This window comes from Pseudomonas sp. O39, assembly GCF_045447295.1.
Lineage (GTDB): Bacteria > Pseudomonadota > Gammaproteobacteria > Pseudomonadales > Pseudomonadaceae > Aquipseudomonas > Aquipseudomonas antarctica_A.
This window is the reverse complement of record NZ_JBJGXV010000005.1, coordinates 132,149-150,192: the sequence shown is the minus strand read 5'-3', so window position 1 is coordinate 150,192 and position 18,044 is coordinate 132,149. Positions and strand designations below refer to the sequence as shown.

At 57.3% G+C, this 18,044-nt stretch carries 20 protein-coding genes and 1 tRNA gene; 13 read left to right on the top strand and 8 right to left on the bottom strand.

Features of this window, described 5'->3' with window-relative positions:
- The first annotated feature begins 180 nt into the window (after nucleotides 1-180).
- A complete protein-coding gene (locus ACI77D_RS09715) occupies nucleotides 181-1,623 on the top strand; it encodes a DegQ family serine endoprotease (RefSeq protein ID WP_064451313.1) in 1,443 nt (480 codons plus the stop codon).
- Nucleotides 1,624-1,697: 74 nt separating this feature from the next.
- Here the strand turns inward: ACI77D_RS09715 and ACI77D_RS09710 are convergent, their stop codons facing one another.
- Nucleotides 1,698-3,131, bottom strand: coding sequence for a M48 family metalloprotease (locus tag ACI77D_RS09710; RefSeq protein WP_064451314.1), 1,434 nt, complete (start codon nucleotides 3,129-3,131; stop codon nucleotides 1,698-1,700).
- Between the two features lie 94 nt (nucleotides 3,132-3,225).
- On the opposite strand from ACI77D_RS09710, the gene ACI77D_RS09705 reads away from it, so the two are divergent.
- A complete protein-coding gene (locus ACI77D_RS09705; RefSeq protein ID WP_064451315.1) occupies nucleotides 3,226-3,465 on the top strand; it encodes a sulfurtransferase TusA family protein in 240 nt (79 codons plus the stop codon).
- A 30-nt stretch (nucleotides 3,466-3,495) separates the two neighbouring features.
- Complete coding sequence (locus ACI77D_RS09700) at nucleotides 3,496-4,566, top strand: AI-2E family transporter (RefSeq protein WP_064451316.1); 1,071 nt, start codon at nucleotides 3,496-3,498, stop codon at nucleotides 4,564-4,566.
- A gap of 37 nt (nucleotides 4,567-4,603) precedes the next feature.
- Here the strand turns inward: ACI77D_RS09700 and ACI77D_RS09695 are convergent, their stop codons facing one another.
- Both ACI77D_RS09695 and ACI77D_RS09690 read right to left on the bottom strand, forming a co-directional pair.
- Complete coding sequence (locus ACI77D_RS09695) at nucleotides 4,604-5,077, bottom strand: peroxiredoxin (RefSeq protein WP_262667284.1); 474 nt, start codon at nucleotides 5,075-5,077, stop codon at nucleotides 4,604-4,606.
- Nucleotides 5,078-5,087: 10 nt separating this feature from the next.
- Entirely contained in the window at nucleotides 5,088-5,648 is a 561-nt protein-coding gene (locus ACI77D_RS09690; RefSeq protein ID WP_003172487.1) for a glycine cleavage system protein R, read from the bottom strand.
- A gap of 273 nt (nucleotides 5,649-5,921) precedes the next feature.
- Between ACI77D_RS09690 and dapA the strand changes: the two genes are divergently transcribed.
- The 5 genes from dapA (at nucleotide 5,922) to ACI77D_RS09665 (ending at nucleotide 9,610) form a co-directional block, all read left to right on the top strand.
- Nucleotides 5,922-6,800, top strand: a complete 879-nt coding sequence (gene dapA, locus ACI77D_RS09685; RefSeq protein ID WP_064451318.1) for a 4-hydroxy-tetrahydrodipicolinate synthase — start codon at nucleotides 5,922-5,924, stop codon at nucleotides 6,798-6,800.
- Nucleotides 6,801-6,817: 17 nt separating this feature from the next.
- Nucleotides 6,818-7,933 carry an outer membrane protein assembly factor BamC gene (gene bamC, locus ACI77D_RS09680; protein ID WP_064451319.1) on the top strand — a complete coding sequence of 372 codons (1,116 nt, stop codon included), beginning with the start codon at nucleotides 6,818-6,820 and terminating at the stop codon, nucleotides 7,931-7,933.
- Nucleotides 7,934-7,937: 4 nt separating this feature from the next.
- Entirely contained in the window at nucleotides 7,938-8,696 is a 759-nt protein-coding gene (locus tag ACI77D_RS09675) for an MBL fold metallo-hydrolase (protein WP_064451320.1), read from the top strand.
- A 27-nt stretch (nucleotides 8,697-8,723) separates the two neighbouring features.
- The gene (purC, locus tag ACI77D_RS09670) at nucleotides 8,724-9,437 is read left to right on the top strand and encodes a phosphoribosylaminoimidazolesuccinocarboxamide synthase (RefSeq protein WP_407016481.1); all 714 of its coding nucleotides are present in this window, start codon (nucleotides 8,724-8,726) and stop codon (nucleotides 9,435-9,437) included.
- An 83-nt stretch (nucleotides 9,438-9,520) separates the two neighbouring features.
- Nucleotides 9,521-9,610: transfer RNA gene (locus ACI77D_RS09665), tRNA-Ser, on the top strand.
- 197 nt (nucleotides 9,611-9,807) lie between these two features.
- Here the strand turns inward: ACI77D_RS09665 and ACI77D_RS09660 are convergent.
- Complete coding sequence (locus ACI77D_RS09660) at nucleotides 9,808-11,496, bottom strand: FAD-binding protein (protein WP_407016480.1); 1,689 nt, start codon at nucleotides 11,494-11,496, stop codon at nucleotides 9,808-9,810.
- A 446-nt stretch (nucleotides 11,497-11,942) separates the two neighbouring features.
- On the opposite strand from ACI77D_RS09660, the gene ACI77D_RS09655 reads away from it, so the two are divergent.
- Nucleotides 11,943-13,409, top strand: a complete 1,467-nt coding sequence (locus ACI77D_RS09655; RefSeq protein WP_407016479.1) for a glycosyl hydrolase family 18 protein — start codon at nucleotides 11,943-11,945, stop codon at nucleotides 13,407-13,409.
- A 77-nt stretch (nucleotides 13,410-13,486) separates the two neighbouring features.
- Here the strand turns inward: ACI77D_RS09655 and ACI77D_RS09650 are convergent, their stop codons facing one another.
- Nucleotides 13,487-14,713, bottom strand: coding sequence for an MFS transporter (locus ACI77D_RS09650; protein ID WP_064451323.1), 1,227 nt, complete (start codon nucleotides 14,711-14,713; stop codon nucleotides 13,487-13,489).
- A 28-nt stretch (nucleotides 14,714-14,741) separates the two neighbouring features.
- Between ACI77D_RS09650 and ACI77D_RS09645 the strand changes: the two genes are divergently transcribed.
- The 4 genes from ACI77D_RS09645 (at nucleotide 14,742) to ACI77D_RS09630 (ending at nucleotide 16,341) form a co-directional block, all read left to right on the top strand.
- Nucleotides 14,742-15,026, top strand: a complete 285-nt coding sequence (locus ACI77D_RS09645; RefSeq protein ID WP_407016478.1) for a hypothetical protein — start codon at nucleotides 14,742-14,744, stop codon at nucleotides 15,024-15,026.
- Complete coding sequence (locus ACI77D_RS09640; protein WP_128586716.1) at nucleotides 14,995-15,249, top strand: hypothetical protein; 255 nt, start codon at nucleotides 14,995-14,997, stop codon at nucleotides 15,247-15,249. Before ACI77D_RS09645 ends, ACI77D_RS09640 begins: the two co-directional genes overlap by 32 nt.
- Before the next feature lie 247 nt (nucleotides 15,250-15,496).
- A complete protein-coding gene (locus ACI77D_RS09635) occupies nucleotides 15,497-16,048 on the top strand; it encodes a tetratricopeptide repeat protein (protein ID WP_221294194.1) in 552 nt (183 codons plus the stop codon).
- Between the two features lie 161 nt (nucleotides 16,049-16,209).
- Entirely contained in the window at nucleotides 16,210-16,341 is a 132-nt protein-coding gene (locus ACI77D_RS09630) for a hypothetical protein (RefSeq protein WP_257784296.1), read from the top strand.
- Nucleotides 16,342-16,364: 23 nt separating this feature from the next.
- Here ACI77D_RS09630 and ACI77D_RS09625 read toward each other — a convergent pair whose 3' ends face one another.
- From ACI77D_RS09625 to ACI77D_RS09615, 3 genes are all read right to left on the bottom strand, one after another.
- On the bottom strand, nucleotides 16,365-17,198 hold the full coding sequence (locus tag ACI77D_RS09625) for a hypothetical protein (protein WP_407016552.1): 834 nt from the start codon (nucleotides 17,196-17,198) through the stop codon (nucleotides 16,365-16,367).
- 112 nt (nucleotides 17,199-17,310) lie between these two features.
- Entirely contained in the window at nucleotides 17,311-17,649 is a 339-nt protein-coding gene (locus ACI77D_RS09620; RefSeq protein ID WP_407016477.1) for a type II toxin-antitoxin system RelE/ParE family toxin, read from the bottom strand.
- On the bottom strand, nucleotides 17,646-17,927 hold the full coding sequence (locus ACI77D_RS09615) for a type II toxin-antitoxin system ParD family antitoxin (protein WP_407016476.1): 282 nt from the start codon (nucleotides 17,925-17,927) through the stop codon (nucleotides 17,646-17,648). The genes ACI77D_RS09620 and ACI77D_RS09615 overlap by 4 nt, the downstream gene beginning before the upstream one ends.
- Nucleotides 17,928-18,044 lie beyond the last annotated feature (117 nt).

Here is an 18,044-nt window from a genome sequence, read left to right as displayed (position 1 = left end):
GAGCTGTGAGCATGAAATCTCTGGATCAGTATTTTCACTTGCAAAAAATCCACATGTTTTTTATAGGTCAGGGCCTGTAGGTCCTGACCTTATTTTGTTCGCGGAACAAGGAAGCCGGTCGCAGTTTTCGGCGTTTCTTGAACCCTGTCGCTCAACCCTGCTCGTCGTAACGGGAGCTGTATGTCGATACCACGTTTGAAGTCTTACCTATCCATAGTCGCCACGGTGCTGGTGCTGGGTCAGGCCGTGTCCGCGCAAGCGGCCGAGCTGCCTGATTTCACCCAACTGGTGGAGCAGGCTTCGCCTGCCGTGGTGAACATCAGCACCACGCAGAAACTGCCGGAGCGCAAAGTCTCGAACCAGCAGATGCCGGACCTTGAAGGCTTGCCGCCAATGCTGCGCGAGTTCTTCGAGCGTGGCATGCCGCAACAGCGTTCCCCGCGTGGTGGCGGTGGCGGTGGCCAGCGTGAAGCTCAGTCCCTGGGCTCGGGTTTTATCATTTCGCCTGATGGCTATATCCTCACCAACAACCATGTCATTGCCGACGCTGACGAGATCCTCGTTCGCCTGGCTGATCGCAGTGAGCTGAAAGCCAAGCTGGTCGGTACTGACCCGCGTTCTGACGTAGCCTTGCTGAAAATCGATGGTAAAGACCTGCCGGTGCTGAAACTGGGCAAATCCCAGGATCTGAAAGCCGGGCAGTGGGTGGTCGCTATCGGCTCTCCGTTTGGTTTCGACCATACCGTTACCCAGGGCATTGTCAGTGCTATCGGTCGTAGCCTGCCTAACGAAAACTACGTGCCGTTCATCCAGACCGACGTGCCGATCAACCCGGGTAACTCCGGTGGTCCGCTGTTCAACCTGGCGGGCGAAGTGGTCGGAATCAACTCGCAGATCTACACCCGCTCCGGTGGCTTCATGGGCGTGTCCTTTGCCATTCCGATCGATGTGGCCATGGACGTTTCCAACCAGCTCAAAGCCGGTGGCAAGGTCAGCCGTGGCTGGTTGGGCGTAGTAATCCAGGAAGTGAACAAAGACTTGGCTGAATCGTTCGGCCTCGACAAACCGGCCGGTGCGCTGGTCGCGCAAATCCAGGACGACGGCCCGGCTGCCAAAGGCGGTCTGCAAGTGGGCGACGTGATCCTGAGCATGAATGGTCAGCCGATCATCATGTCGGCCGACTTGCCGCATCTGGTCGGTGCCCTGAAAGCGGGCAGCAAAGCCAAGCTGGAAGTGATTCGTGATGGCAAGCGCCAGACCGTTGAACTGACCGTTGGCGCGATCCCGGAAGAGGGCGCAACCCTGGATGCTCTGGGCAACGCCAAACCGGGCGCCGAGCGCAGCAGCAATCGCCTTGGCATTGCCGTGGTTGAGCTGAGCGAGGAGCAGAAGAAGAGCTTCGACCTCAAGAGCGGTGTTGTGATCAAGGAAGTTCAGGACGGCCCAGCCGCCTTGATCGGCCTGCAGCCGGGCGACGTGATTACCCACTTGAATAACCAGGCGATCAACTCCACCAAGGAGTTCGCCGACATTGCCAAGGCGTTGCCGAAGAATCGCTCGGTGTCGATGCGCGTACTGCGTCAGGGGCGTGCAAGCTTCATCACCTTCAAGCTGACCGAGTAACTCGCCAGCCTGCATCCCAACAAAAAGCCCCGTCTTCGGTTAACGAAGGCGGGGCTTTTTTGTGGGCGATGGGTTTAGCTCATCATCCCTTTTACCAAGCGTTCTTGCTCGATCAACTCACGCTGGCGGGCATCTATTCGTGAGGACAGTGGGAAGTTGCTGCCGGCGCGGCGCTTGGCGAAGTCCAGTTGTTGAATGGCCTGCTTGAAGTCACCCACCAATGCAAAGTACTCGGCGCGGGCCTGATGCAGGCCGATGATGTTGCCGGACAGGCCACGTGTCTCGGCAACCTGGTACCACACATCCGGATCATCCGGACGTGATTTGAGTAGCCCGTCCAAGGCCTTTTCCGCATCGGCGATACGGTTCTGCTTGATCAGCAAGTCCACCCGCACCTGATTCAGCGGATAGTTGCCGGGGTACTGGGTGAGCATCCGATCAGTGCGTTGCTGGGCATCGGGCAAGCGGTTATTGGCCATATCCAACTCGATCTGCGCCAGGTTGTAGGTGATGTCGTTGGGCGCCTTGGCCAACAATGGCTGCAAGCTTTCCCGTGCCTCTTTGTACTGAGTGCCTTTGATCTGGGCTATTGCCAGGCCATAACGCGCCACATCGTTTTTCGGGTTCTCGTCCAGCTGCGCCTGGAAGCGCTTGGCGGCGAGGCCCGGGGTGTCTTCGTATTGCAACTGCACCCGTGCGCGAATCAGCTGATAGCGCAAACTGTCTTCCGTGCCGCCGGGTTTGGCTTGCTCGGCGCGGTTGCGGGTGTCGGCGATCCGCGACTCGGTCACCGGGTGCGTCAGCAGGAATTCCGGCGGCTTGGCGTCGAAACGGTATTGGCGCATCAGGCGTTCAAACATGGTGGGCATGGAGCGCGGGTCGTAACCGGCTTTTTCCAGGTTGAGAATGCCGATACGGTCAGCTTCCTGCTCGTTCTGGCGGGAGAACCGGCGCTGCTCCTGGATGGCCGCCGCCTGGCTGCCGGCAATCGCGGCAATCCCCGCATCGCCCGCACCCGCTGCGGCAGCGATAATCCCGCCGAGCAAAGCCGCCATCATCGGTAGCTGCATGCGCGACTGAGCTTCCACGCCACGGGCAAAGTGGCGTTGGGACAAGTGAGCCAATTCGTGGGCGAGCACCGAGGCATATTCACCTTCGGTCTGGGCATTGAGGAACAGGCCGCCGTTGACCCCGACAATCCCGCCTGGCGCAGCAAAGGCGTTGAGTTGCGGGCTGTTGATCAGGATGAATTCCAGGCGTCGGTCATTGACCTGGCTGGTTTCCACCAGCTTGTACACGCTGGTTTCAACGTAATCCTTGAGTTGTGGATCATTGAGCTGCGAGACCTGGCCCCGCAGGTAGGCAAGCCAGGCACGGCCCAGTTGGAATTCCTGTTGCGGAGAGACAATGGCAGAACTGGCGTCGCCAAGTGACGGCAGGTCGTCAGCGAAGCCCGGAGAGGCCAGCAGGCAGGCCAGCGTCAGCAGGGTAGGGCGCAAAAAAGTCATGCACAGAGCCTTTCGACAAAGAGCTTACTGTAGCCGGACACTGAGCTTCGGACCAGATATTCTAAGCACCCCAATCGCCTGTCCGGAGTAAACCATGACCGACGCTGTAGCCTTTGATGCCGAACTCGATGCCAGTGGCCTCAATTGCCCGTTGCCTTTGCTCAAGGCCAAGTTGGAACTCAATCGGTTGGCCAGCGGTGCAGTGCTTAAGGTCATCGCCACAGACGCTGGCTCCCAGCGCGATTTCCGGACCTTCGCGAGGTTGGCCGGGCATACTCTATTGCACGAAGAAGACGCCGCCGGTGTGTACCGTTACTGGTTGCGCAAGGCCTGAGCCGTTTGCCCCTTCACCCGAGGTTGATTGATGTTCAAAGTGTTACGAGACTGGATTCAGCGCTACTTCTCCGACGAAGAAGCTGTCGTGCTGGCGGTCCTGCTGTTCCTGGCCTTCACGGCCGTGCTCACCTTGGGCGGCATGCTCGCGCCAGTGCTGGCAGGGATGGTGCTGGCTTACCTGATGCAGGGCCTGGTCACTACCCTGGAGCGATTGCGCTTGCCGGGCGGCGTTGCGGTGGGCCTGGTGTTCGCCTTGTTCATGGGGTTGCTGGTGGTGTTTATCGTGGTGGTCTTGCCATTGCTGTGGCATCAGTTGATCACCCTGTTCAACGAGTTGCCGGGGATGCTCGCCAAGTGGCAGTCACTCTTGCTGTTGTTGCCGGAACGCTACCCGCACCTGGTGTCGGATGAGCAAGTGCTGCAAGCCATCGAAGTGGCGCGTGGCGAGATCGGAAAATTCGGGCAGTGGGCGCTGACGTTTTCCCTGTCCAGCCTGCCGCTGCTGGTCAACATCATGATCTACCTGGTGCTGGTACCGATCCTGGTGTTTTTCTTCCTCAAGGACCGCGCAATGATCGGCCGCTGGGTCAGCGGTTACCTGCCGCGTGAACGCGCGCTCATTACCCGCGTGGCCGAAGAGATGAACCGGCAGATCGCCAACTACATTCGCGGCAAAGTGATTGAGATTGTTATCTGTGGAGGCGTCACCTACATCGCATTTGTCGCGCTCGGGCTGAACTATGCGGCGCTGCTGGCGTTGCTGGTGGGCGTGTCGGTGGTGGTGCCGTATGTCGGCGCGGTGGTGGTGACGGTGCCGGTGATGTTGATCGCATTGTTTCAGTGGGGCTGGAGTGACCAGTTCATCTACCTGATGGCGGTGTACGGCATTATCCAGACCCTGGATGGCAACGTACTGGTACCGCTGCTGTTTTCCGAGGCCGTCAACCTGCACCCGGTGGCGATCATCTGTGCAGTGTTGTTGTTTGGTGGGTTGTGGGGATTCTGGGGCGTATTCTTCGCGATTCCACTGGCGACGTTGTTCAAAGCCGTACTGGATGCCTGGCCACGAAAAGAGCCGGTGGTTGCGCCTTTGTTGTAACGGTTGGGGCGAACATCCAGTGTTCGCCCCTCACGCGTCAGGCCTTTTCCAGGGCCTGTGCCGCCGCCAAAACGGCGTCCACATGGCCCGGCACTTTCACGCCGCGCCATTCCTGACGCAGCACGCCCTCCTTGTCGATCAGGAAAGTGCTGCGATCAACCCCCAGGTATTCCTTGCCATACAGCTTCTTCAGCTTGATCACATCAAACAACTGGCAAACCGCTTCGTCCTTGTCACTGATCAGCTCAAAGGGAAACGCCTGCTTGCTCTTGAAGTTCTCGTGGGATTTCACGCTGTCACGCGACACGCCAAACACTTCGGTGTTGGCGGCCTTGAACGCCGCGTACTGGTCACGGAAACCCTGGCCTTCAGTGGTGCAGCCCGGGGTGCTGTCCTTCGGATAGAAGTAGATCACCACCTGCTTGCCCTTGAGTGCAGCGAGGCTGAAGGTCTGGCCGCTGGTGGCCTGGGCTTCGAAATCGGCCACGGGTTTGTCGATGGCTACCGGCATGAGTTCTTCCTTACATTGGGTTTTGTGGGCGCCACGGCTCGATCAGCGCATCGAGGTTCAGGGCATCGGCGAAATCCAGGAACTGGTCGCGCAGCCAACTGATCTGCACGCCGGCCGGCAGGGTCACGGTGAACGTTGCGTTGAGCATGGTGCCGCCGGTTTGTGGCGCCTGGTAGGTATCACAGGTCAGGTTTTCCAGCTCGACGTTATGGTCGATGAAGAACTGGCACAGCTCGTTGACGATGTCCGAGCGGTAGGCCGAGCTGACGTACGCTACATAAGGCAGGGCTTGTGGGCGGTTTTCCAACGCCGCACTGCGCACCACGTTGACCGTGAAGTCGTGCTTCTTCGCCAAGCCCGGCAGGCCGGTTTCCAGACGCGCCAGGGCATCCCAGGTGCCGGAAATCTGCAGCACCAACGCACTGCACTCGCCATGGCGGGTCAGGCGGGAGGTCACAACGGCGCAGCGGTTTTCATGGCTGGCGCGGCACAGGACGTTGGTCAGCTCCATGGGGTTGGCGCCGAGGGCACTGATAACAAGGAATTGTTCGCGAACTGTGGGGGTGGACATGCAGCCTTCCTAAAACGATGAGCGGTCGATACGGTGAGGGCTGTATCGATCAAAGCATGAAGGGTAGCGAAAAGCGTCGCCAAGGGATAGGAGGTGGCGTTTTCATTGCGTGATCGGTCTGATTTCAGCGTGCTTCAAGCAACGCTTCGGCCCAATGATGGCATTGCCCGTCGTTTAGTTGATCCAGAACGCATCCTCAGGCGGTACTTCGCTTGTACAAGCATCTTGGCGCCAGTACCATTACGGCTCTCTTTTTCCGGCAGGAGCGGTTGCATGATTGCGGGCAGTATGGTGGCACTGGTCACACCCATGGATGCACAAGGTCATCTCGACTGGGATAGCCTGGGCAAACTGGTGGACTTCCACCTGCAAGAGGGCACCAACGCCATTGTGGCGGTCGGCACCACAGGTGAATCGGCCACCCTTGATGTGGAAGAACACATTCAGGTGATCGAATTCGTGGTCAAGCGCGTCGCGGGTCGTATCGCCGTGATCGCCGGTACGGGCGCCAACTCGACGCGTGAAGCGATCGAGCTGACAAAAAACGCCAAGAAAGCCGGCGCTGATGCTTGCCTGCTGGTGACCCCGTACTACAACAAGCCGACCCAGGAAGGCCTGTACCAGCACTTCCGCACCATTGCCGAAGCCGTTGATATCCCGCAAATCCTTTACAACGTGCCCGGCCGCACTGCCTGCGACATGAAGGCCGAGACCGTGATTCGGCTGTCCACCGTACCGAACATCATCGGTATCAAGGAAGCCACCGGTGACCTGCAACGCGCCAAGGACATCCTGGCCGGCGTGAGCAGCGACTTCCTGGTGTATTCCGGTGACGACGCCACGGCGGTCGAACTGATCCTGCTGGGTGGCAAAGGCAACATCTCGGTGACCGCCAACGTTGCCCCGCGTGCTATGAGCGACATGTGCGCCGCTGCCATCGCCGGCGATGCCGTGAAAGCGCGTGCGATCCACGAGCAGTTGATGCCGCTCAACAAGACACTCTTTATCGAATCCAACCCTATTCCCGTGAAATGGGCGCTGTTTGAGATGGGCTTGATGCCGGACGGTATCCGTCTGCCGCTCACCCGGCTCAGCGAAGCCTGTCACGAACCGCTGCGACAGGCCCTGCGCCAGTCCGGCGTCCTGGTTTAATTGAGGAAGCACTACGCATGAAGCGATTGGCCGGACTTTCCGCACTTGCCTTGATTATCTCCAGCACCAGCGGCTGCGGTTGGATTTGGGGCCCGGATGGTTACTTCCGTGACCGCGGTAGCGATTACCTGGAAGCACAAGCAACCAAACCGATGCAACTGCCGCCCGACGTCAATGTCGCCAAGCGCCTTGACCCGTTGCTGCCGATCCCGCGCAACGTCGCCGACGACACCACCAAGGGTGAGTACGTGGTGCCGCGTCCACAGCCGATCTCGGCCGTGGCTGACGCCAGTGATTACAGCCTGCAGAAGAGCGGCGACAACCGCTGGATCATCGCTCAGCGCCCACCTGCCGAAGTCTGGCCGGTGGCGGTGCAGTTTTTCCAGGACAACGGTTTCCGCATTGATCAGCAGCGTCCGCAGACCGGTGAGTTCACCACGGCGTGGCAGCACGGCAGCGAACTGTCCGCCAACATGGCCAAGCGCCTGCAGGCCGGTGGTGTAGCCGCCGACAGCGAAGCCCGTGTGCGTGTGCGTATCGAGCCAGGCGTGCAACGCAATACCAGTGAAGTCTACGTGGTCAGCGCCGAGCGTCCTGCCGGCAGCACTGCCAACGTCGATTTCACCCCGCGTTCGGTCAACATGGGCGTTGACGCCGCGCTGGTCGACGAGATGCTGGCCAGCATGAGCCGTATCTCCGAGAAGGGTGGTTCAGTCTCCCTGCTCGCCGCCGGTAACTTCGACACGCCTAACCGCGTCAGCCTCACCGAAGACGGCAGCGGCAACGTGGTGCTGACCCTGGGTGAAGACCTCGACCGCGCCTGGGCCAGTGTTGGCCGTGCGTTGGAGCAAGGTCCTTGGCGCGTTGAAGACATCAACCGCAGCCTGGGCCTGTACTACATCAACGTGGCTGAAAAGGCCGAGAAGAAAGACGACGAGCCAGGCTTCTTCGGCAAGTTGTTCGGCAGCAAGCCGACCAAGGAAGAGATCGAAACCCGCGCCGAGCGTTACCAGGTTCGTCTGAGCAAGGTTGGCGAGAGCGTGCAAGTCACTGTCGAGAAGAACATCAACACCGTTGCGCCTGCTGAAACAGCACGCAAAGTGTTGGGCGTGATTCAGGACAACCTGGGCTGATCCGATGCGCTTTGCCGTTCTCGGCAGCGGTAGCCAAGGGAACGGCACGCTGGTCGCTCATGACGACACGTACGTGCTGGTGGATTGTGGTTTCTCCCTGCGGGAAACCGAGCGGCGCCTGCTACGCCTGGGGGTAAACCCTGCGCAGCTGAGCGCGATTCTGGTGACCCACGAACATGCCGACCACGTGCATGGCGTGGGTTTGCTGTCTCGGCGCTACAATCTTCCGGTGTACCTGAGTCGCGGCACCTTGCGCGGGATGCGCAAACCCATAGAACCCGCAGGTTTCCTGGCCGGTGGCGAGACGCTGCAGATTGGTGCGTTGAGCATCAATGTGGTTGCCGTAGCGCACGACGCCCAGGAGCCGACGCAGTACGTATTCAGTGACGGTGAGCGGCGTTTCGGCGTGCTCACCGACCTGGGTTCCTACTGCTCAAAGGTACTGGACGGTTACCGTGATCTCGATGCATTGATGATCGAGTCCAACCACTGCCGAGACCTGCTGGCACGTGGTCATTACCCGTACTTTCTCAAGCAACGGGTGGGCGGCGAGCTGGGACATTTGAACAACCACCAGGCGGCGTACCTGGTGTATGAGTTGGGCTGGCAAGACTTGCAACACCTGGTCCTGGCCCACCTGAGCAGCAAGAACAACCTGCCGCAGCTGGCCCGGCAATGTTTTGTCGACACCCTCGGGTGCGACCCGGACTGGCTGCAACTGGCCGATCAAGATTCAGGGCTCGACTGGCGACACATCGCCTAGCCCACCATTTAGCAAGCGGAGCCCATCATGGAAAAACGTGAAGAACTCTACCGCGGCAAAGCCAAGTCGGTGTACAAGACCGACGACGCCAACCGCCTGATCCTGCTGTTTCGTAACGACACCTCGGCGTTCGACGGCAAGCGCATCGAACAACTTGATCGCAAAGGCATGGTGAACAACAAGTTCAACGCCTTCATCATGCAGAAACTCGAAGCGGCCGGCATTCCGACCCAATTCGACAAACTGCTGGGCGACAACGAGTGCCTGGTGAAGAAGCTGGACATGATCCCGGTCGAATGCGTCGTGCGTAACTACGCCGCCGGCAGCCTGGTCAAGCGCCTGGGCGTGGAAGAGGGCCTCAAGCTCAACCCTTACACCTTCGAGCTGTTCCTGAAGGACGACGCCAAGGGCGACCCGTTCATCAACGAATCCCACGTCGTGGCGTTCGGCTGGGGCACCGCTGAGCAGCTGGCACGCATGAAGGAGTTATCCCTCAAGGTCAACGACGTGCTGAGCAAGCTGTTCGACGACGCAGGCCTGCTGCTGGTCGACTTCAAACTGGAATTCGGCGTGTTCCACGACGGCTCCATCGTCCTGGGCGACGAATTCAGCCCGGACGGCTGCCGTCTGTGGGACAAAGACACCAAGAAGAAGATGGACAAAGACCGCTTCCGCCAGGGCCTCGGTGACGTTATCGAAGCCTACGAAGAAGTCGCCGAGCGCCTCGGCGTACCGCTTTAATCGACGCAAGCATCTGATAGAACGGAAAAAAATCGCTTTTGGGGTTTGCTTCCGCGAAACACACTGTTATGATGCGCGCCGTTGGAGAGATGCCAGAGTGGCCGAATGGGACGGATTCGAAATCCGTTGTACCTTCACCGGTACCTAGGGTTCGAATCCCTATCTCTCCGCCATTACATAGAAAAAGCCCCGTCGCTGAATAAGCGACGGGGCTTTTTTGTTTTCAGATGTTCGTACTTGTTTCTACCACTCCTGCCTCCCTGTTTTCTTGCGTAAGCCGCATTTCAGTCGTTCTCTGGGAGCGCAGCCCTGTTGGAGTGGGCCTGCAGAAGCGGCTGCTTAATCTGGTGTTTATGCCTGTCGGCAGCCTTCACCGCCTTTGACTGTCTCTTGTTAGCGGTATGGACATTTGGTGCCTGAAAAGGTTGTTAGGGTCTACCTGGTTTTTCAGGGAAATCAACTCATCTACCAATCCCGAGTCTCCATAGTAAAGTTCCAGCCAACTGTCATCAGGCCTGCCGTTTACCACTAGCATGTCGACATCCGGATAGTTTATGTAGCAGCCTTCATATCGCCCCTCGACGCCCGGTCGCTGATTGGGTTGACTGGCGTGGACGTCTTCGTAGATTTTATTGATCCATTCGAGTTGAATATTGTCTTGAGCGGGGTCAGTCCAGTAGGTTTGATATTGAGACTTTAATATTGATTTGCGCTGTGGAACAGCCGTGTTTCCTTGGCCCAGGCTATTGATTCTCCCACCATAGGAATCAATTTGAACAAGGGATTGGCTGAATGTCCCATGTTGCGAAGGGGTGCTCAGATTATTATAAAAAGCATCGCATTCTTCGTCGGTGAAATTATCCACTTGGTAGGCAGACTTGTATTTTCCTCTTTGATTGTTTCCTGACCCATTAATCATCTGGGTGATATAGAACCAATCCATGAGCAATCCAGGCGAAGCTTTGCTGATAGCTCTGCCAGCCATGCTATGCGGTCTTGGCGCGATGTTGGGTAATACGAAACCGTCGTAGAACTTGCCGTGGCCCGGTGCGGCACTGTTTATAGCCGAGAGAAAATCGTTAAAGGGAGCATCTCGCTCGTGATCGCCCACCAGGCCATCGCATCCCGTGTATTGGATGGCAAGAATGATTTTGGGGTTGGCGTCGATGTGATTCAGTTTCAGCAGGCTGAATAGACCACCGTTGGCTTTTGATAAAATAGGCGAGGTTGCATCTGAATCGTTTTTGGCGAACCAGTCGTGATAGCCACGCAAAAATGTTCTAAAACTAATGTTGTCAAAGTCAGACCAGTCCCAGGAGAGCGTTGTCCAATAAGCTTTTTGTGGCGCCTCGGGCAGGTCGTTGAAGTAGTAACGAATAATGATGCCGAAATTTCCGCCACCGGCTCCGCAGCAAGCCTTGAAAAGTTCTCGATGCAGCTTGAGATTTGAATGGGGGGTGACATGGACGGGGACTAACGATCTGCCGCTATTGGCGGGGTCCGGAATCAGGATGTCCACGCCGGTTACCCAGTCGACCGTCAACCCCTGAAGGCGCGACAGTAAACCGTAGCCACCGCCGCTGATGTGGCCTCCGAGCCCCACGGAGTAACACGAACCGCCAGGTATCGTCTTGCCGCTCTGTTTGTACATTGCCACATAACCATCCCAGTTCTGGCTACCTGTGAAAGCAGCGTATTGGTAATGGGTGGGGGTATGACTGTCATGTTTATAAAGCGGTTGAATATTGCCATCCGTATCATGAGAAAAACCTTTAAGTTCGCCCACGTCAATAATGGCTAGATTTTCGTTGTTTAATTGGTTCGACACGAAGCCTTCATAGCAATGTGCTCCGCTCCTTACGGTGATCCGAAAGCCTTGTGAGAGGGCTTCATTCGCAGCGTCCAGTACTTCTTCTGGTGTTTTGCACACGTAGATTCGTTTCGCTCCCGTTCCGGGACTTGGCGGCCAACGGAGATTGAAGCCTTTCTGTAAGGTTGAAAATGTCTTGTTGTCTTCCGTTATTGTAATAAAACTCGAGTTGCCTGTTGGGGTACTCATACTTGTGCGCCTCCTTGCAAAAAATATGTGCCCTGCGCTGCGCAAGTGTCCTGACTGTTAGTGCTCAATCAGAATGTAAGTGCGTGTTTCACTAGGCGTATCTCACCTTAGTCTATATTTTCACGCTGTCCATGCTTCTTGCTAAAGCGCTTAGCCTGATATTTTTAGGTGGGTATCCGAAAGGTTATCGGTTGCTAATCGTCATACACTACTGTTTCGCCCGTGTGCTTGGCGGTAGAGAAGGGTGAGGTGTGTGTCGGTCGGCGTTCGCCGCCTTGTGTTTTCTTCTTTTGTCGTCGAATTTATTTTTTATGATGGACAATCTAAAAGCTTGCGCTAGCCTTAGGGGCTCACTCTAGAGTGAGGCGCCAATTCATCAAAGAGATGAGGTGTCAATAATCTCGGGCCATGTACGGCTCCTAGTATCGTTCTGAAGGAATAGAACAATGTCTAAGATTGATTTTTCATTACTGAAGTCAACCATAAATGATTCAGCTTCTTTGATGCCTGACATCGCCAATAAAAAAATCCTGATGGGCTTTTGGCATAATTGGCCAGCGGGCCACAGTGACGGTTATCAAGGTGGGCATTTCGCTAATCTAGAACTGGTGGATATACCCAAGGACTACAACGTTGTTGCCGTGGCTTTTATGAAAGGCCAGGGCATTCCTACGTTCAAACCCTATAACCTCTCCGACGACGAGTTTCGCCGCCAGGTGGGCGTGCTGAACAGTCAGGGCAGGGCTGTCTTGATCTCGTTGGGCGGTGCCGACGCTCATATCGAGTTGCACAAAGGGGATGAACAACCTCTGGCCAATGAGATCATCCGCTTGGTTGAAACATACGGCTTCGATGGGTTGGATATCGACCTTGAGCAAAGTGCCATTGATTTCGCTGACAACAAGACGGTGCTGCCGACAGCCTTGAAACTGGTCAAGGATCACTACAAGGGTGAGGGCAAGCATTTTATTATCAGTATGGCGCCTGAGTTTCCCTATCTCCGGGCGGGCGGCAAGTACGTTGATTACATTCAGGCGCTCGAGGGCTACTACGATTTCATTGCGCCTCAATACTACAACCAAGGTGGCGATGGGATCTGGGTTCAAGAATTCAATAACGGTCAGGGGGTCTGGATTGCGCAGAACAATGATGCGATGAAGGAGGACTTTCTTTACTACCTGACCGAGAGCCTGGTAACCGGCACTCGGGACTACATCGCCATCCCCGCGGACAAGTTCGTCATTGGCTTGCCGACCAACATTGACGCTGCGGCGACAGGCTATGTCATTGAGCCTGCTGCGGTGGTTAATGCGTTTAAACGTCTCGATGCTGCCGGCCATTCCATCAAAGGACTGATGACCTGGTCGATCAACTGGGACAATGGCGTCAGCAGGGACAATGTTCCCTACGATTGGGAGTTCTACAATCGCTATGCTCCGTTGATTCACGGTGATACAGGTATCGGCGACCGGCCAACGGCTCCCGCCAATTTGTCCTATAAGGACGTGACTGAAACCCGCGTGACCTTGAGTTGGGGGGCCGCAGCGGGCCCTCGTCCAATTCAAACATACACGCTGTACCGCAACGGGACCCCCATAGGTCAGACGGCGAACTTGACGCGGGAAGACTCGGGTCTAACCCCGAACACGCAGTACAGTTACTTTGTTACGGCAACCGACTCTTTGGGAAAAGAGTCGCTTCCCAGCATGAGCCTGAGCGTTAGAACCGCCGGAGACGTAACCGACCCCGAGTATCCCGAATGGCAATTGGACCATCGGTATCGCAAGGGGGATGGCGTGACTTTTGAGGGCAACAGGTACTTGTGCCTGCAAGAGCACGCATCAAACTCAGGCTGGACACCACCCGTCGCCTTTACCCTGTGGTCGAAGGTCGCAATCAAACGACGAGCTTAGAGCGGTATGAAAAGCCCGGCAGAAGTGCCGGGCTTTTCTTTGCCTTTGAATAGGGCTATTTCGTTTTTGTCGTCCGGTTAGCCAGGCTGGGCCACCAAGCTATTGCTCACATTACGCCCGAGCACCAGCACCGTTACAAAGCCACAGCCCACCAACGCTGTCGCCAGGCTCAACAACACCGCGCTACCCATTTGATCGACAATTTGGCCGCCGAAGAACGACCCCAAAGCGATGATCACCTGGAACAAGGCAACGAACAGTGGCATGCCGCGTTCGACGTCCTTGGGGGCGACGACAAACATCCAAATACTGGCGCAAGCCGGGAAGGCGCCGAAGGCGAAGCCCCAGAGTGCGATCAGCATTGCGGCGCCGGTCATGCCGGTGGCGAAGTAGGGGAACAGGGCGGTGCTGGTGCCGATCATCAGTGCGACCAGCAACAGGGTGTGACGCACGCTGCGGTTGGCGGCGAAACCGGCAAAGACATTGCCCATTACCCCGGCCACGCCGTAAAGCAGTAGCAGTGAGCCAATTGTCGGGCCGTCGAAGCCGGAACTGTTTTTGAAGAAGGGCGCAACATAGGTGTATGCAGCAAAGTGCGCCAGGCCGATCAGCAAGACAGCGATCAAGCCGACCCGTGCTTGCGGGTTGATAAACAAGGCTGGCAGATCACGGATCTGAATAGCCTTTTCCGGGGTGAGTCGCGGTAGCAGGAATACCTGCGCCAGCAGCACCGGTACGCCCACGATTGCGGTGACCAGAAAGGTCATGCGCCAGCCCATCAGGCCACTCAGCCACGTACCCACGGGCACGCCCAGTACCGTGGCCAGGGTCACCCCCATCATGATGATTGAGGTCGCCTTCGCTACGCCCACGCCCTTGGGGGCCAGGCGGCCGCTGAGAGCGATGGCCGTTGCCCAGAAACCACCGATGCTGATACCCAGCAGCACGCGGCCGAACAGCAGCAGGTTGAAGTCGCTGGCGTAGGCCACGACCGTGTTGGCGATGATCATGATCAGCGTCAGGCCAATCAGCAGGTAACGCCGGTCCATGGCGCCAATGCTCACCGACAGCAAAGGCGCAGCTAGGGCGGCCATGATGCCGGGCAGGGTGACCATCAGGCCGGCATGACCGGCACTGATGCCGAGGTCGCTGGCGACGTCGTTGAGTACGCCCACGGGCAGAAACTCACTGGTCACCAGGGCGAAGGCACCCACGGCAACCGAGAGAATCGCCAGCCACTGCTGTTTGACACTCTGTTGATTATGTTCAGGGCGGCCGCTGGAGGCCTGGCTGACGCTTGGCATGGTGTTGGGTTCCATAGGGGAATGTCGCTTGAAATCAAGCGATGCACGGGCAGGAAAAGTGGAGGCGATTATAGGAATTGGTTTTGCTAATCACACAGGCGATCGTTTCGATAATAACCATCAGTGCAATCGATTCGACGCCCTACGGGACGATTGCGCTTTTCGTACCGGTTTCTCCAATGTTGCCTACAAACAGCGCGTTGCGGCTCTCACGGTAACTGCCTATCTTGGTTTTGAGGCATTTTCAGGTAGAAAATCCCACACCGCAAAGGACATGCAGCATGAGCAAAAACATCAAAAGAACCTCCGATAACATGGCCAGTCTGGCCGCGGAAACGCTCAGCAACCCCGATTCCTCAGCCATTGCCAAAAGCCTTGCTGCTTCAGCGTTGGCTCAGAGCGGTACCGATAAGCAGACGAGTGCAGAGATGGAGGAGAAAGCCGGGAAGGCGCTTCAAAGCGATAAATACAGCGACGCTACAAAATCCCTTGCTGCCTCGGTTCTCTCCCAAGCCAATAAAGAACGGGGAAACTGAATTACACGCTCCGCCATTACCTGAAAAAGCCCCGTAGCCAAATAAGCTATGGGGCTTTTTCTTAGCTGGGTGTCCCGGTTTTCTCGGCGGGCTCGCCTCTATTATTTGCGTCTCAGTGAATGGCGTCCGGCTGCTCGGCGCGAATCGCCCAAGGGCCGGCAGTCACCCGAGGCTTAACCTGCTGATGGAAAGGGCGCATTGTGCTATCTGCTGCTGTACTTCCCTATCGTTACGGAGCATGACCACCATGAAGATCCGCCACGAACACGCCGTTGGATACCGCACTGCACTTTTATTCGGGGCTTGCCTGGGCGCTGCTTTGCTCGCAGGCCAAGCCTATGCCTCTGGTGATGAATCGGCACCGCCCAAGCCCAACTGCCCCAAAGGCCAGGTCTGGGACACCAAGACCGGAAAATGCGTGCTGCAAACCAGCAAAGCCACCTCAGACACCGACCGTACCGACTATGCCTACCGCCTGGCGAAAGATGGGCGCTATGACGAGGCGCTGGCCTTGCTTGATACCCTGCAAAACCCGAATACCGCCAAGGCCCTCAACTACCGCGGCTACGCCACGCGCAAACTGGGGCGTACCGATGAAGGCATCAGTTATTACCTGAAGTCGGTCGCGCTCGACCCCAACTACGCCCAGGTTCGCGAGTACTTGGGTGAGGCCTACGTGATCAAGGGCCGCGTCGACTTGGCACAAGAGCAATTGGTGAAAATCAAAGCCTTGTGCAGCACCACCTGCGAAGAGTACGAAGACCTGGCCGAAGCCATTGCTGCCGCGCCACAGGCTTGAAAAAGATGAGTGAACCCGCAGGGTACAGCCATCACCCGTGATGGCTGTATTTTGTCGCGACTAGAGCGTGTTGTTCTGACAACAGCCCCCGGCTGAGGACTGCGTAATGGCGGTATGATATCCTTGTGCCATCACGCATTGTGATCGTCACGGAGGATGTTATGAAGACGTTGTCGTTGGTAGGGTTGCTGGTGGTACTGGCCGTTAGCCCGATGTTCGCGGTGGCGTGCCCGAAAGGCACGCACCCGGTGGGTGGCACTGGGTCGCACCACAAGGGTGGGACTTGCCAGTAGCCATTGTTTGGGCTTGGGCTGGGCTAGTGCTGTAGGCTGTCGCTGGCAATCGCCAGCGATGTGCTCACCAGTTTCAATACTCGGTTACGACCACCTTCTGCCAGTAAATAAGTACCGTCCCCCGTTCGCACAATCGACTGCGGCGCCTTCAAGAACGACAGAATCGTCTGTTGCTGCCCCTGTTTGTCGATCAGCAGCAACCTTGCCCGATGCGTCGAGTCTTCATTGACCCACAGCCCGCGTTCATCGCACATCAAAAACGTCGGTTTGTTCAGGCCCGCCATCACCACAGGGTCGCTGCCGTCTTCGGTCAGCTCCCGTACCACGCCTTTTTTCTTTTCCGTGTAGAGCATTCGGCCATCGGTGCAACGCGTAATGGATTCGCCCTCGTGCAACTGGTCGCGCACGACGGTCAGGGATTGGTCGCTCCAGCGATAACGCAATAGCCGCCCATTGTCCTTGCGGTCTTCGATGGCGTAGAGGTCATCACCCTCGACCCACAGGCCTTGAACGTTTTCACCCCGGAACAGCTCAGTGACGACACCCTCCTTGAGAAAGCTGACGGGGGCGTCGCCGGTTTCCTGGCTGAACACCCAGCCGCCGTGCGTTGCGAACATGCCGTCAGGTTTGGACAGGCTGCCGACCACCACTTCGCGTTGCCCGTCGGGATGGATGCGCACGATGCTGCCTTTCGCATCGTTGAGTTCCTGGCTGACCATCAGCGAGCCGTCAGGCAAAGGCATCAGCGAGGCCGCTTTGGGCACATCGCTGTGCACGGTTTGAACACTCCAGCCGGCCGCCGCGCTCACGGGGTAGAAGCTTTGCCAGGCGAAAAAGCCCAAGGTTGCACTACCCATCAAGCCGATCAGACTTAACCCCCATCGCAGAAATTGATGCAGGGATCCGGTGTCAGTCATTTTTATCTTCCTTGTTTATTGATCAAGCTGTCGGTCAGCGTCGGCGAGATTCTCACGCGTCTGCCGAGGGGGCGTGTGCGCCGTGACTCTGGAACCGCGCGGCATAATCCTGGCCACCGTAAAACACTCCCAGGATCGACACCGCATGAGTATCGGCGGCGACCCTGAATGCGATGGCGGTGGTATGCCGGTAATGGGTGATGCGCAACGTGGGTAGCAGGTCTTCACGGCGGGTGCCGCGCAAGGGCAACACGCAAAGGCTTTCGCAGTAGCTGATGAGGTTGTCAACAAAGCGTGCCGCTACCACTGGGGATTCGGTATCGCTGATGTAGTCTTCGAGGGCGTCAAGCTGGGCTAACGCCTCAGGCGCACAGGCTACCGAATGACTCACGGTTTTTCGGTACTCTTTCGCTGACGTTTTGTCGCCATGTGTTCTCGAACCTGCTCGGCGGACAGTGCCCCGCCAGGGTCGGCCGTGAGAGCGGCAGCCGCAGGGATCACCTGGTCGCGCAACCAGTCCTCCATCGCGCGGTCACGCGCCAGCAGCACCCTCAGGCCGTCGCGTATGACTTCACTCTCGGTCGCGTATTCACCGGCAGCGACCTTGGCTTTGACCAGGGCGGCCATCTCGAGTGGCAGGGTGATGCTCATTTGCTGGGTTGAGCGCATGTCGACGTCCGCAGGTGTTGAGTAGGATTCAATCCTACTGGACCATTGGCGTGTTGCAAGAAGCAACTGACCGATACCGCTCGATGGCGTCTCGTCGTCGTTCCAAAAAGGATGGGG

What these genes read in the sequence shown, in the direction of transcription:
- ACI77D_RS09715 (WP_064451313.1), top strand. Translation starts at nt 181, where the DNA reads ATGTCGATACCACGTTTGAAGTCTTACCTATCCATAGTCGCCACGGTG.
- ACI77D_RS09710 (WP_064451314.1), bottom strand. Translation starts at nt 3,131, where the DNA reads ATGACTTTTTTGCGCCCTACCCTGCTGACGCTGGCCTGCCTGCTGGCC.
- ACI77D_RS09705 (WP_064451315.1), top strand. Translation starts at nt 3,226, where the DNA reads ATGACCGACGCTGTAGCCTTTGATGCCGAACTCGATGCCAGTGGCCTC.
- ACI77D_RS09700 (WP_064451316.1), top strand. Translation starts at nt 3,496, where the DNA reads ATGTTCAAAGTGTTACGAGACTGGATTCAGCGCTACTTCTCCGACGAA.
- ACI77D_RS09695 (WP_262667284.1), bottom strand. Translation starts at nt 5,077, where the DNA reads ATGCCGGTAGCCATCGACAAACCCGTGGCCGATTTCGAAGCCCAGGCC.
- ACI77D_RS09690 (WP_003172487.1), bottom strand. Translation starts at nt 5,648, where the DNA reads ATGTCCACCCCCACAGTTCGCGAACAATTCCTTGTTATCAGTGCCCTC.
- dapA (WP_064451318.1), top strand. Translation starts at nt 5,922, where the DNA reads ATGATTGCGGGCAGTATGGTGGCACTGGTCACACCCATGGATGCACAA.
- bamC (WP_064451319.1), top strand. Translation starts at nt 6,818, where the DNA reads ATGAAGCGATTGGCCGGACTTTCCGCACTTGCCTTGATTATCTCCAGC.
- ACI77D_RS09675 (WP_064451320.1), top strand. Translation starts at nt 7,938, where the DNA reads ATGCGCTTTGCCGTTCTCGGCAGCGGTAGCCAAGGGAACGGCACGCTG.
- purC (WP_407016481.1), top strand. Translation starts at nt 8,724, where the DNA reads ATGGAAAAACGTGAAGAACTCTACCGCGGCAAAGCCAAGTCGGTGTAC.
- ACI77D_RS09660 (WP_407016480.1), bottom strand. Translation starts at nt 11,496, where the DNA reads ATGAGTACCCCAACAGGCAACTCGAGTTTTATTACAATAACGGAAGAC.
- ACI77D_RS09655 (WP_407016479.1), top strand. Translation starts at nt 11,943, where the DNA reads ATGTCTAAGATTGATTTTTCATTACTGAAGTCAACCATAAATGATTCA.
- ACI77D_RS09650 (WP_064451323.1), bottom strand. Translation starts at nt 14,713, where the DNA reads ATGCCAAGCGTCAGCCAGGCCTCCAGCGGCCGCCCTGAACATAATCAA.
- ACI77D_RS09640 (WP_128586716.1), top strand. Translation starts at nt 14,995, where the DNA reads ATGAGCAAAAACATCAAAAGAACCTCCGATAACATGGCCAGTCTGGCC.
- ACI77D_RS09635 (WP_221294194.1), top strand. Translation starts at nt 15,497, where the DNA reads ATGAAGATCCGCCACGAACACGCCGTTGGATACCGCACTGCACTTTTA.
- ACI77D_RS09630 (WP_257784296.1), top strand. Translation starts at nt 16,210, where the DNA reads ATGAAGACGTTGTCGTTGGTAGGGTTGCTGGTGGTACTGGCCGTTAGC.
- ACI77D_RS09625 (WP_407016552.1), bottom strand. Translation starts at nt 17,198, where the DNA reads ATGGGTAGTGCAACCTTGGGCTTTTTCGCCTGGCAAAGCTTCTACCCC.
- ACI77D_RS09615 (WP_407016476.1), bottom strand. Translation starts at nt 17,927, where the DNA reads ATGCGCTCAACCCAGCAAATGAGCATCACCCTGCCACTCGAGATGGCC.